Source organism: Bacillota bacterium, from assembly GCA_023511485.1.
GTDB lineage: Bacteria > Actinomycetota > Aquicultoria > Aquicultorales > Aquicultoraceae > CADDYS01.
Genome location: JAIMBH010000020.1, coordinates 1 through 13,178, shown reverse-complemented (window position 1 = coordinate 13,178; position 13,178 = coordinate 1). Strand labels below are relative to the sequence as shown.

Sequence of the window (13,178 nt, the reverse complement as noted above, 5' to 3'; positions counted from 1 at the left end):
AAAAACCCCGCCAGCTTAATTGGCGGGGTTTTTCTTTATCAGCTTATCCCTCCATTAACCGCTTGCAATATCTGGCATACCGTTATAAAATAGTAGCGTAGGCTATGATGTTTAACAACAAAATATACAAAGTTATAAAATTTTTTCCCATAAAGTCTTTACCGTTATAGCGTTAACATGGTATCCTTAAGTTGACCCTTAATCGAGGCATAGATTATAGATTGAAATAGCCACACTACCTCTATCCAATAATTGGATCTTGAAAAGCCCATAAGAAACTAATCTTTCGATTATGACGTGCATGTGCGCACGTTCACGTACACATTTATTTCTTAAAAAGGAGGTGAAACAGGATAATGAAAACAAGTTCATCAATGACTTTACATAAAGGAGGTGAAAGAATGAAAAAGGCGTTAATTATTGCGGTAGCTACTCTGTTTGTTATTGCGTTAGCTGCTGGTACAGCACTTGCTGCTACCCCATCTGTCATCGGTAGTGACGGTGCTTCTGTTTGGACTTACAAAGACCTGCAGGATTCTACGGCCAAGACCGAGGGTGCATATAGGGCATTCGATGATCCGATCACCCAGAAGTACAGCAAAGACACCGGCGATGGTACTCCCGGCCAGACCGACACAAGCGGCCCGCACGGCGGATACGACACCACGACCAACAAGTGCAAAGTTTGCCACGCTGTCCACCGTGCTGAGGGTTCATACTACCTATTAAGAGCAGATTCACAGGATGATGCCTGCGATTACTGCCACATCGGGGGTTCCGCCCACTCAAACAACACTGTCTACGACCTGAACCCGAATGGCAAGCAGACCACCAACGGTCATACCATTGGTGCAAGCTCAACCATCCCAGATAGCTCGATCGATCAGTGGCTGGTAGACGTAACGCTTACTGCTTCTGATGCAGACGGCAACCCGGTTACAGAGACCGTTCAGGTCCGTGCTTACGATGCGAACAAAAACCAGATGTATCGTTTCGCTAGGCACCACGGCCAGGGAATTGCTGGAACCGGTAGAAGCGGCTACATGAGGATTGGCCCACTTGCACTTCGCTGCATGAACTGCCACCAGCCGCACAACGCGATCAACATGACCTGGAGACCTACCGACAAGAACAACATGACGCAAAAGGTCGGCTACAAACTCCTGAGGAAGTTCCCATCCGGCTCCGTCAAGCCGGGCTCGGCACCAAACACGTATGGCATGTATAATGCTCAGGACATCATTCAGGTACCAGAAGAGACCATGACTGCTGACAACACAGGTTACGATGCAGAGGGCGGTTCAACCAATCCAGCTGTTCCGAACACAATTTACACCGCCTTTGTTGGTGAGCCGAATAATACCGATCCACACCAGGCACCGCAGACTGTCAACCAGTTCACACTCTCGCCATGGTGCGCTGACTGCCACAACCTAAACATCGGTTACTGGAAACACCTGACAAACGAGGAGCTCGGCTACAAGAGCCACTCTGACAGGACCCACCCGGCACCATACACCGGTGCACACAACGGTCCGTCACAGTGCTACTCCTGCCACAGGAACGACCTGCCGACCAGAAGCACGGTTGATAGTGGATGCTCACGTTGCCACTTTGGTACTGATGCATACGAGGCAACTAACGACAACGTTAATGGCCTGTATCCAATTGGTACAAGTGCACCGGACGGCAAGTCAGACTTCCCGCACTCCGGTCAACCAAACGCGATCAAGCTGCTTGGTCCATGGCTTGCACAGTACAGTGCTAACAAGAGCGCAAGCGCAGTCCTCAATATGCCGATTTCGGCTGGAGGTGTAGATGCAACCGGTTCAGCTGTAACCGTTTCCGAGAACACCATCGACGGCGTTTGCTTGAGATGCCACATCGGTATCGGTACTAACCACTAATAGTGGTCCCTTTATAAGGGAAACATTCGTAAAACAAATAAGAGACCCGTTTTTAACGGGTCTCTTTCTTTTGCGCCAAAGCTACTATATTTTGCTTTCTACCTGCGTCTTGACTAGATTTCCATACGTGTTAGACTTATTAATAGCTAAATAATTTAGCAGGTAAGTTGGTAAATTAATGCTTAAACCAAGCGTAACAAACCAGAGTAGCACAGGTAGGTCAGATAATATTATCCCCGAGCGGCGAATCTTCCAATACGCACTAATTTTAGCGGTTGTGACAACGCTGCTTTCTTTGGGCAGCATTTGGATTGAAATCAACAAAACTCTAAGCCCAAAACAGAGTAAGACTAGTGGCCTTGAGCAAATCCTGCCAAAGAGATTAAAACCGCCGGTACCGGTTATTAATATGCTGCCCGATTTTATCCTGCAGTATGAAACCAAAGCCCGCCAGGATGTTGCCGGCTCCGAGTACCCTGCATCAGAGGCAATATATGAGAATTTGGACCCTAATTTAATGCTGAGGGCGCCCTGCAATTCTTACGCAAAGGTTACCTATTTCGCTTCTGAAGAGGATGCAAAAAAAGATGTCGCTGATACCTTGGCAAAGCGCTTCCCAAATGGCCATGAGAACTTGTTAATCGGAACAACTATTGTAAAAACGGGCTATACCGAGCGCGAGGACAGCTTTTTTATGGGCTGGACCAAACAGAACTATAGCATAAGAATAATTACTTCCTTTTTGGAACATGCCCCTGTGGAAAAAGGCAACATTCTCAAAAACCATGCTATGCCTATTGCCCAGGCTATAATAACAGGCGCCGGAACGAGCAATAAACCTCAGGCGAATAAACAACCGTCCGGAGGCCAACCGGAAGAAGGTAAGTCTAAATAAATGGGCGGTAGATTTAAAGAACGGATAACCGAAGAAAGGCTAAGCCTGATACTGCAAAGAACTTATTTTGCTGTGCTTTCCCTTGTACTTTTAGCAATCGTTTACTTTAACGTAGTTGGATTGCTGGGCACTTTGCCTGTCTCCTGTTCGCCCTGCCATAAGCAGTCTTACGATGCCTGGAAGGCATCGAGCCATAGCGGTACCGGGTGCAGCAGCTGCCATGGCGGAGCCGATGTGTTTAGCGCTGTGTCGAGCCGTCTTAGCCTTGCCCGGATGGTTCCAGCCCAGCTTACCATGATTTATAAGCGCCCTGTAACTGCAAAAGTACCAAGCATTAAGTGCCTTCAGTGCCATAGCGACGTAGCAATTAAAACAGTGCAAAACGGCCTGATGCGTGTCAGCCACAAGGAGATTATAAGCGCAGGATATGAATGCGACTACTGCCACAGCACGGTGGCCCACGGCAAAAGCACGGTTAGAAAAAACGTACCCGAGATGGAAAAATGCCTGGGCTGCCACAACGGCTCTGCGGCCTCTGGTGCTTGCGAAAAATGCCATATTAAAATCGACGTTGTTGGGCAAACCGACAGAATAGCCGGCAACTGGCAGACTACCCACGGGCCAAACTGGCGCAAACTTCACGGTATGGGCAATCTTGCCACCTGCCAGAGCTGCCATAGCAAACTTTTCTGCAACCGCTGCCATAAAACCGAGCTGCCGCACAGTGCCGGCTGGCTTGCTACCCATGGCAAGGAGATTGATGGTTCGGCAGAGGCACAAAAGAGCTGCCTGCAATGCCATAAAGGTGCGCTATGTAAAAACTGCCACACAATGGAGATGCCGCATCCAAAAACCTTCCTTTCGCAGCACAGTAAGATAGTCAAAAAAGAAGGCACTAAGGCCTGTTACGCATGCCACTTTAAGGAAGCTTGCATTAAATGTCACAGCTTTCATATCCATCCGGGAATACCGCAGGATAAACTAAAGCTTCTCAGGGAGTCGGTGAACCTTGACTAAGACAGTAAATATCTTTGGTTTCCTCCGCGGAATCTTAGAAAACATAAGACTGGTTTTAGACGACCCCTCGGCCGATGCCACGCTCACCCTGGTGGTTATCGCTATGCTACTCTTATCGCTGGTTTTATTGGGTATGATAGGCTACCTTATCTATTCCTATGCCACACGCGACCGGCTGCGTCTTAAGTTAAAAGTCCCAGTTTCCGAGAGCGCATACGATGTCTGGCTTCAGCGGCTGATTGTAGTAGCTGTAATTCTGATTATCTTATTCGCTGGAAGCTACTATACAGGCCAACCGAAATTTTGCGCAAATTGCCACAGCCTGAAAAAAGAAGCCAAGGCTTTGGAAAAGTCCGCCCACGCTGGAATTAAGTGTTTGAGCTGTCACCAGCCGCCCGGAATAACAGGTGCCATTGCACAAAAGGTAGATTATGCGCGCTGGTTTTGGGTCTATGCGATTACAAACAAAGCCAACCCAGGGAAAGCCCGTATTGAAGATGCAGCTTGTTTGAAATGCCATTCTGAAGTAAGGCAAAAAACATTAAGCCGCTATGGCATAAGGGTTAGCCACAAGGAATTTCTGGATGCTGGAGCAGACTGTATGGACTGCCACAACAGCGTTGCGCACGCAGGCCTTATTAAGCCTGAAACGGTGCCTAGTATGAGTGCCTGTGTTAAATGCCATAACGATAAAACAGCCAAAGCCGATTGCTCCCTCTGCCACGAAAAAGACATTGGAGAGAAGATTCGCACGCCAAAACGCGATCTTATCAAAACCGGCATATTTGTCAATTGGGATTTTTGCTACCGGTGCCATCAGCCGCAGAAATGCACTAATTGCCATGGACTGCAGATGCCGCATCCACCAAACTGGGTAAGCGAAGTTAAACATGCCTTACCGGCATTTACTAATCCAAATGTATGTTTTAGATGCCACGACATGCCGTACGCCCCGCTTCAAGCTTCCAGGCTGCAGGGCTGCACCTGCCATGGAACAATGGAGTACCACGGTACATTTGATGAGTGGCGCAAGCAGCACGGGCCGATTGCTACAGGCAAGATACCTGGAAACGGTGAAAACGAGAACTGCTATAGCTGCCATAGCGAAAAGCTATGCGACTACTGCCATCCAGTGGGCAAGTATAAGGTTGTGCCGCGGCAGCAGGATGGCAACATCACCGGTAGTCAAGGCTCGCCACATAGCGAAGAATAAGCAGCAAAAAGCGGCCCTGAAATCCTAGATAGACCTAGCTAGGGCCGCTTTCTAATTTCTGTTTATCTTAAGAGTCTTAAAGGGTTGCCTCGCCCGCACCAATCATAGCGTCAATCTTCCAGCGCCCGTCTTCTTTTACAACAACAATTTCAAACTGGCTTTGCCCACCCTGCGGAGCTTTCTCAACAAATTTAGTAATCTTTTTTGTTTTGATATCTACAAAATACGATTTTTCATCGAAGTAGTATTTTACGGCACCTGCCGTTGGGCTATCCAGCTCGACCACTTCCATATGGGCGTTCTCATGGACTCGTACCTTGTCCTGCCCACTCTGGTGAAGTTTATCCAGCTGTTCCCTGTAGATTTTAACAAGCTTTTTGGTAAAAGCCTTATCGTAGTTTTGCGTATCGCCCTTAAGCCAGATATCCATGTTTTCCTGCATATCGTTTAGGATCTGGCGCCTTACCTTGCCTCGCTCAAGCGGCGTTAAGCCATCTTTGCCCACCTCGCTATTGCTTTGGGCAGGTTGCTGTATTTGCATATCAACATTATCGTTGGTACATCCTGCAGCTATTGCAACGGCAATCATTAAAAAAGCCACTGCCAGCAAAACAGTAATCCGTTTAAACAATTCTCATATCACCTCTTCTGAAACCCGACTTCGGTGATCTTGCTTACAAGCTGCAGGCCTTCGATCTCTTCACCCGAGTTTACATCGTAAGTTTTAACCCCGCCAGGTGCAATATCCTTAACCGTTATGTTAAGGGTTTTAATTAACTTCTGCTCTTTGTTTCGAATCTCGATCTGAAACTTTACATAAGCACACGGGTCGGTGGATAAGTTTTTGACCGAACCGTAAACACGGGTAATGCCGTAGTCATCCTCGTAGAAATTTGGTTCTATCGCCTCCACCCTCTCGTAGATTTTTTTCTGATCTTTTATAACTAGATCGGCTTTGGCGCTCGAATTCTTTGCCTGGCTCGCTAAAGCCATCCAGCCAATAATAACCACCGCCACAATTACGACGAAGACCAAAAATTTTTTCAATACTTTTCTCCCCTTTTATTAAGGTTTCCTCAGTATTTAAATAAGCAGGTTCCTACTTAGAGTATAAAGATTCTCCTTCTTAATTTGTAGCAGGATATAATACCTAATTCAACAACTCGCGTGGGCTAGCTGCGGCTTAAATTCTATAAATCCTGGTAGCATACTATATTATACCACCGCTAATATCTAAACTAAAGACCTTTTTCACAAATGACAGTTCGCTTTTCACAAACTATGGCCGACTCTGTTTAGAGCTTAGAGCTTTATATCAAAAATATAAAAGCGCAAATAACCTTACCTGTAAAAACAGTCCGCTGTCGCCAGGAAGCCTCAGGATAAATTTGATTATATTGCAAATGGACCTGTAGCCTGTTAGAAGCAAAACAAGCATACGCCAACAAAAATTTATTTATCTTAGGGCCGCTGACCGAATCCGCAGATAACAGAGGCAAAGACGCTGTTGAGCGCTTGTAAAAAGCTTCACTTTGCTATATTTTTTTGTTAAGGTGCTTAGTATGACGTCAGAAATGGATTCGGGAATCACTAATAGTGATTCCATCGATTATGAAGCTGAAAAGCCTGCTGAAGAAATTAGTCTCTGGCTAGTTGGTGGAGTCGTACTCTTTCTAATCCTCATGTTTTTAATCACCGCTTTGATTGTGCAGAGGGTTTATTTTCAGCCGCCCGTTGCCCGCACAGCAATAGAGAAAGACCTTTTAAAGTATAAAGCGGCGATAAAAAAGAACCCCCGCAATGCCGAAGCCTATATCGGCCTTGCCGATGTTTATCTTGAAATGCAGGATCCGCAAAGTGCGCTTAAAAATCTGGAAAGGGCCGTCCGTCTGAAGCCCAACTCATGGAACGCACATTTCGAGATGGGCCGGGCTTACGATGCACTTGGCAAAGAAGGTGAAGCTATAAAGCACTTTACAAAAGCGGCAAACATTGACCCATACAACGAGCTTGGATTTTACCAATTAGGCAGGGTATACCAAAACCAGAAAAATTTTGGCCGGGCCATCGAAGCTTATAAAAAAACACTAAAAGTAAACCCAACGCTGGCCGATGCGCATTATTATTTAGGAAATTGCTACGAGAGGACCAATCAGATAGACCTTGCTAAGAAGGAGTATCAGGAAGCGTTAAAATACGTAACCGATTACACGGAAGCGAAAAAAGCTTTAGAAAGGTTAAAATAGGTTTTTTAGAAATGGCTATACGCAATATAAGTTTAAGAAGTTTTCTCGTGATACTTTTAGTAATACTAATAGCGATGACGCTTATCCTGCTCTACCTCTATTACATCATCTCCCGCCCGCCGGCCGTACCTGCTTATCAAACCCCGCAGTTCAGGCACATTCTCAGCATTTATGGTTATGGGACTAAAGAAGATGAGATGCTCTACCGCCCATCCGATGTCGCATTTGACGGGGATGGCAACATTTATGTCGCCGACACGGGGCACTCCAGGGTGTTGGTATTTCGCCCTGGCGGCCAGTACTTTAGGACACTCGGCAAGAAAGGCTTTGGTCCAGGCGAGCTTATGGAGCCTTTTGGTGTGGCCTCAACTATGGAAGGCCAGGTTTATGTGGCCGATAAAGCATTAAACAAGGTCGTGATATATGATAGAGACGGCAAGTTCGATAGCGAGTTTAAAGTTATGATGCCGATTAAGCCACAGGTAGCTGCCGGCAAGCTCTACGTCACCACCTACGGCCATATAATGGTCTATGACCTTAAAGGCCATGAGCTTGCCAAATGGGCGAAGAAGGGACGCCAAAAGGGTGACCTCGATACTCCTGCCGGAATTGCTGTCGATAGCGACGGCAAAGTGTATGTAGCCGACACCTTTAATTTAAGGCTGCAGGCTTTCTCAAGAAATGGCGAGGTGCTGTGGGCTAGAGGCAAACCGGCCCAGGATGTCATGGCGCGAGATAGAGAATTCAGCCTTCCCTGCGGGATTGCCATAGATGAAAAACACCTTCTTTACCTGGTGGATGCTTTTGCTAATTCGGTCAAGGTTCTGGACACAGAGGGTAATCTGAAGGCCGAGCTCAGTAAAAAGGGGTCCAGAGAGGGAGAGCTGAACCAGCCATCCGGCATTGCCTACGACCAAAACGGGCGTTTTGCAATTGCCGATAAGTATAATGACCGCGTGCAGGTTGTAAAAATCACGGTCAAATAAAGTGCCAAAGTCCTGGTACCATTTCGGCTCACGCTTCAACGGCAGTGCGGAGCAGCTTTACAGGTGATTATGAATATAAAAGATGTTGGAAAGCAATTAAAAAACTTGGGTGACTCAATAAAGGTCAGCAGGCGGCAATTTACCGTTATAATTTTGAGCGTGTTTTTGGTTGGTTTTATAACGCTGGGCTTATATACGTATTTTCTCCTGGGTTATGAGTATGCCGGCAACCGCTCAACGACGATTAACGGTCTTCCGAAGTATTACCATCCAATTGCCGGAGAAGGCGACGCAAAGCTTGCAAAGCCGCTCTCGGTTGTAGCTTTCGGTAAATACGTCTACGTTACCGACTCAGGGCATGGCAAACTTACGATTTTTACAAAACGCGGTGCACTCGTAAGGTCAGTTAAGCTTTTAAAAGACTCGGATTGCTACCCCTTAGGCATCACAATCGATGACCAGAACCGTATCTATATAAGCATCGAGGTAAGAGGATTTTACCATATTATGGTCGTCGATGCTTTTGGGAAGTTCCAATACCTGTTTCCGGGGAATTCTAAATCGGCAGCTCAGGATAACCAGCCAGTCCTTAACCGCCCGGTCGGCCTTTTTTACCGCGACGGCAGGATTTATGTGACAGACATCGGTGACCAGGATGTTAAAGTCTTTTCTACCGAAGGAAAACTCTTAGTAAAGTTTGGCCGTGCAGGAACCAGGGAGGGAGAATTCATGTATCCCCATGGAATCACAGCTGACGAGAACGGCGATATTTACGTCGCCGACGCCAATAACAGCCGGGTGCAGGTCTTTGATAGAAATGGCAAGTTCAAGTATTTTTTTAAGCCCAACCCAAAGGAGCCTTTTATTATACCGAGGGGCATTGCTATCGATAGCCTAGGGCGGGTACATGTAGTCGACCTTGCCAGACAGAAAGTATTCGTCTTTACAAAGCAGGGCAAATATATCTTAAGCTACGGCTCCGGCAAAGGAGATTCTGCTCTTCTTTATCCAAACGGTATAGCAACCGACCCGGATGCCGGCCTAATCTATATCGCAGACCGGCAAAAGGACAGAATTGCCGTTTTTAGCGAGTAGATTAATGGCGATACCGAAGGCTATTTTTTGGCGCTTTAAAAGCTATAAATAGGCCGATATAATGTGTATACTGGCAAAAGCCGTAAAGTAAAACTGCTGATTTCTAACTGATTGGAGAGATATTTTTGCGCTTCATAAACAAATTAAATGACAAACAACCACTTATAATAGCAATCTTTATTGTGGTTATCCTTCTCCTAACTGTGTTTATCGTCGGCATAACGGCACACAATAAAGAAATCAGTGCCAAGAAAAAAGCTCAAGCGGAAATGGCAAAGAATGCACGCAAACTCTATGCAGAAGGCAACTATGAAAAAATGATCAAAGACCTCAACGTCTACTTAAAGAAAAACCCCGAGGATTATGAAGCTCACGCCTTGCTGTCCTCGGCCTATATTGTGACTGGCAAAGTACCGGAAGCTTACGAAGAAACAAAAAAGCTCTACGAGCATAAGACAAACCCGGATATTGCCTACCAACTTGGTATTCTTGCGGATAAAATGGGCAAAAAAGATGAAGCTATCGGCTATCTTAGGGCCTGTGTTAAAGCCAAACCGAATAGCCTGCCCTTTCATACCGCGCTTGGTGACCTGTACTTTAAGTACAAAAAGTACAATGAAGCCATCCATGAGTGGGATACCTTGCTAAAAATTCTGCCTAAAGACTCGCCCTTAAAGCCGGAGGTCTATAATAAACTTGCGAACGCCTACAACGCACTTGGCAATCCAGCCAGGGCAAACGAGTTGCTCAAGGAGGCTGCCAGCCGTTAAGGTTTATACCGGCGGCATAAGCAAGAGTCATGGTAGTAAAAATGGACTCGACCTATGAAGTCTTACTCACGCACCATTTTTTGCCAGCTATGCCTTTTACCTGCTGTTTTAACTCAAGATAACAGTTGAAAAAAAGCCGTACTCTTGCTAAGTTTAGATAGAGGAAATTTGCTTAGTTATTCACAATTTTTATAGTGTTTAAATTGCTAACAAATAGCGTTCATTGACGGCGGATTGTACTGATATCGATTGGTGTTATAAGCCGAATCTACCCCTAGATTATTCCTGATATAAACATCGAAAACGCTGTAAAAAGAAATTATTTTACAAAGTAGCTACCGCCGCAGATGCCGGAGCTGGCGGACTTGGTATTTTTTCGGCAATCAACAGACAAAAATTTCATCAATGCCTTTGACCTCTAGCTTTTGCTAAAGGAGTCGATACTATTTAGTATGAATAGAAATCATATCAGGAAAACGGATGCAAAAATTTTTCTTAAATTCTTATTGCTTCCGCTAAGCCTGCTATTTATATTTACATTGCCTATAGCATTGGTTATTGCAGCTCAGGCAATAACCGTCTCAGACGTTGGGACCAACCAGACAAAGCCGGCATCAAGAGTCGTGGGGCCAGGCTTTGCCAATCAATCTGTAGATGCATTTTCTTTAAAGACAGACGCAGATATCGATACAGTGACAGCAATATCAATCGATGCCAGCGGTTCAACCAACACTGCTGACATCTCATCTGTTAAGATATACCAGGATACCGGCTCGATTAGCGGATACTACGATACATTAGATACGCTTGTAGGCCAAGGTTCCTTCTCTGGAACCACTGCAATTATTGCCGTCTCCATACCCGTAACAACAACCGAGACTAGCTACATCATAACTTATGACACCAGCTTAACCGCCGGCAACGGCGATATCCTTGTTGGCAAGGTAGGTTCATTAACCTCAGTGACAAACCAAGTAACAAACAACGATACGGCAGATGCCACTTTAACTGTTGACTCTGCCCCTCCGGCAACAGTTGCAGACTTTAATGCAACCGATGGAGATAACGCTCAAAGTGTTCTTTCCTGGACCAACCCGACAGATACTGCTTTGGCGGAGGTTACAGTCCTAAGAAAGACAGATAGCTACCCAGCTAACCACACAGATGGGACAGTGGTCTATGACAACACTGCCCCAGAATCTGGAGCATCCATCTCAACTACGGATACCGCCCTTTCCAACGGGACAACTTACTACTATGCGGTCTTTACCAAAGATGCCTACGGCAATTGGAACGATATGGTAGATCCCCCACCTGCCCCGCAGAATGCTGATACGGCTCAGCCGCTGGAGCAGCAAATACAATTTTCGAATTGCATCCCGCTGGGTGGAACAGTTGCTTACCAAGGACAAACAAACAAGGTAATGATGCGCTTTACAGTTAGGGCAAGCAGTGGCAGTTCTACATGGGATAGCTTTACACTCGATGAATATGGAAGCGGCCTGGCTTTCAACAACATCCAGTCCGTAAAGCTTTATCGAGACAATGGGGACGGTAATTTTGATCCAAGGACGGATATACGGATTACACTCGATCTACCGGCAACTTTTGGCCCGTCTTCCGATAGCTCGACATTCATTATTACTGGAGGCGAAACTATTACAACTACGCCAACAGATTATTTTATCGCCTATGACATAAAAGATTCGGCCATGGTCGGCGCAACCGTTGGCGCAATGCTCACTGCAGCGAACTCGCCAATCCCTGTAACCGGCATAGACAGCACCTTCATATCTAATACGCCGGTCATAAGCGGTGATATTGTTAACGTCGTTCCTACGGATTATGCGCCTAGGTATGCAACAGCAGGGCAAACTGATGTATGTATGCTGGGTGTAGCCCTGGCGACTAATTACGGTACTGCCCAAGTGGCAGGTATAAGAGTACTCGGATATGGCACAGAAGCAGCAGGTGATTTTGTCACTAAAGTCTATCTCTATAAAGACGATGGGAACGGCTCGTTTAACAAAGCAAGTGACCAGTTGCTTGCTTCAGGGACATTTGCGAGTGATAACACCGTTGATTTAACGTTTAGCCAGCAGGTTGTAGATACGAAAGCGTTAAAATACTTCATAGTTTACGATCTGTCACCCACAGCGCCAAACAACCCGACGGTCGGCGCCGAATTGACCGATGCAAGCTTTATCAGTGTAGCACCGCCCGATACGGTTAACCTGAACGGTCCAATACAATCCGGACTGATCCAAATACCGCCTAGCGTAATGGTATCGGCTCAACCTGTATCCAGGGGATCGGTAACTGTAGGCCAGAACTATGTGGTTATGCAATCACTAAACATTAAAACAGATTTGGGCGTTGCTAATTGGACCGGTTTCCGGCTTGAAGATTACGGCTCCGGATCAGCACCTGCCAATGTCAGCAGCATATACCTAGCTAAGGAAACTAATGGCAAATCTGGCTATCAAGGGTCAAATACACCGGTAGGCCCTGCTGACACGATAATAACGTTATCCCAGCAAAACTATTCAGCCAATCCGCAACTGTTTATGCTAGCATCTCCTGAGACTATAGCAAGCTCTGGCAGCACGTATTATATTATTTACTCAATAAGTGATACAGCAACGGTTGGTTCGACAGTTGGCACAAGAATCGCTGATGAGAGCGCGATTCTTGTAGAATCCCCCGCGAAGGTAAAACCGTTTAGCGCTCTACAATCAAACCTTTTATCGATAGTCCAAAACGTGCATGAATTCTCAGGCAGCACAAATCTCTGCGGAACCTGTCACTTTGTGCACCTGGCACCCGATTTTTCAAGCGAAACGACTATCCCTGCGAATAGTCAGTATTCAACCAATGTTATCTTAAATAAGGCATATTTGGACAACCCGGATGTCGTAAATAACTACTCGCACGACACTTATAACCTACTCTGTGAGGCTTGCCACGACGGTACCGGCGCGAGCACAAACATCAAAGCCGATTATGATAGCGATTCCCCATACGCCGGCCACCAAACCTCAAGCGAGGG

11 protein-coding genes are annotated in these 13,178 nt (G+C 46.2%); 9 read left to right on the top strand and 2 right to left on the bottom strand.

Annotated elements, in window-relative coordinates; all coding sequences use genetic code 11:
- Positions 1–401 precede the first annotated feature (401 nt).
- The 4 genes from K6T91_07750 to K6T91_07735 all read left to right on the top strand — a co-directional run bounded on the left by K6T91_07750 (position 402) and on the right by K6T91_07735 (position 5,032).
- Positions 402–1,907 carry a hypothetical protein gene (locus K6T91_07750; GenBank protein MCL6472687.1) on the top strand — a complete coding sequence of 502 codons (1,506 nt, stop codon included), beginning with the start codon at positions 402–404 and terminating at the stop codon, positions 1,905–1,907.
- Positions 1,908–2,085: 178 nt separating this feature from the next.
- The gene (locus tag K6T91_07745; protein ID MCL6472686.1) at positions 2,086–2,802 is read left to right on the top strand and encodes a hypothetical protein; all 717 of its coding nucleotides are present in this window, start codon (positions 2,086–2,088) and stop codon (positions 2,800–2,802) included.
- Positions 2,803–3,819 (top strand): cytochrome c3 family protein, encoded by a 1,017-nt coding sequence (locus K6T91_07740; GenBank protein MCL6472685.1) that lies wholly within the window; start codon positions 2,803–2,805, stop codon positions 3,817–3,819.
- Entirely contained in the window at positions 3,812–5,032 is a 1,221-nt protein-coding gene (locus K6T91_07735; GenBank protein MCL6472684.1) for a NapC/NirT family cytochrome c, read from the top strand. The genes K6T91_07740 and K6T91_07735 overlap by 8 nt, the downstream gene beginning before the upstream one ends.
- Positions 5,033–5,108: 76 nt before the next feature.
- Here the strand turns inward: K6T91_07735 and K6T91_07730 are convergent, their stop codons facing one another.
- Complete coding sequence (locus K6T91_07730) at positions 5,109–5,663, bottom strand: hypothetical protein (protein ID MCL6472683.1); 555 nt, start codon at positions 5,661–5,663, stop codon at positions 5,109–5,111.
- 8 nt (positions 5,664–5,671) lie between these two features.
- On the bottom strand, positions 5,672–6,079 hold the full coding sequence (locus K6T91_07725) for a hypothetical protein (protein MCL6472682.1): 408 nt from the start codon (positions 6,077–6,079) through the stop codon (positions 5,672–5,674).
- 515 nt (positions 6,080–6,594) lie between these two features.
- On the opposite strand from K6T91_07725, the gene K6T91_07720 reads away from it, so the two are divergent.
- The 5 genes from K6T91_07720 to K6T91_07700 all read left to right on the top strand — a co-directional run.
- On the top strand, positions 6,595–7,278 hold the full coding sequence (locus tag K6T91_07720; protein MCL6472681.1) for a tetratricopeptide repeat protein: 684 nt from the start codon (positions 6,595–6,597) through the stop codon (positions 7,276–7,278).
- An 11-nt stretch (positions 7,279–7,289) separates the two neighbouring features.
- Complete coding sequence (locus tag K6T91_07715) at positions 7,290–8,264, top strand: 6-bladed beta-propeller (GenBank protein MCL6472680.1); 975 nt, start codon at positions 7,290–7,292, stop codon at positions 8,262–8,264.
- 69 nt (positions 8,265–8,333) lie between these two features.
- Positions 8,334–9,359, top strand: coding sequence for a 6-bladed beta-propeller (locus tag K6T91_07710; protein MCL6472679.1), 1,026 nt, complete (start codon positions 8,334–8,336; stop codon positions 9,357–9,359).
- Positions 9,360–9,484: 125 nt separating this feature from the next.
- Positions 9,485–10,129 carry a tetratricopeptide repeat protein gene (locus K6T91_07705; GenBank protein MCL6472678.1) on the top strand — a complete coding sequence of 215 codons (645 nt, stop codon included), beginning with the start codon at positions 9,485–9,487 and terminating at the stop codon, positions 10,127–10,129.
- Between the two features lie 452 nt (positions 10,130–10,581).
- Positions 10,582–13,178: hypothetical protein (locus K6T91_07700; protein MCL6472677.1), on the top strand; the 2,597-nt coding region annotated here is incomplete at its 3' end.

What these genes read in the sequence shown, in the direction of transcription:
- K6T91_07750 (MCL6472687.1), top strand. Translation starts at nt 402, where the DNA reads ATGAAAAAGGCGTTAATTATTGCGGTAGCTACTCTGTTTGTTATTGCG.
- K6T91_07745 (MCL6472686.1), top strand. Translation starts at nt 2,086, where the DNA reads ATGCTTAAACCAAGCGTAACAAACCAGAGTAGCACAGGTAGGTCAGAT.
- K6T91_07740 (MCL6472685.1), top strand. Translation starts at nt 2,803, where the DNA reads ATGGGCGGTAGATTTAAAGAACGGATAACCGAAGAAAGGCTAAGCCTG.
- K6T91_07720 (MCL6472681.1), top strand. Translation starts at nt 6,595, where the DNA reads ATGACGTCAGAAATGGATTCGGGAATCACTAATAGTGATTCCATCGAT.
- K6T91_07715 (MCL6472680.1), top strand. Translation starts at nt 7,290, where the DNA reads ATGGCTATACGCAATATAAGTTTAAGAAGTTTTCTCGTGATACTTTTA.
- K6T91_07710 (MCL6472679.1), top strand. Translation starts at nt 8,334, where the DNA reads ATGAATATAAAAGATGTTGGAAAGCAATTAAAAAACTTGGGTGACTCA.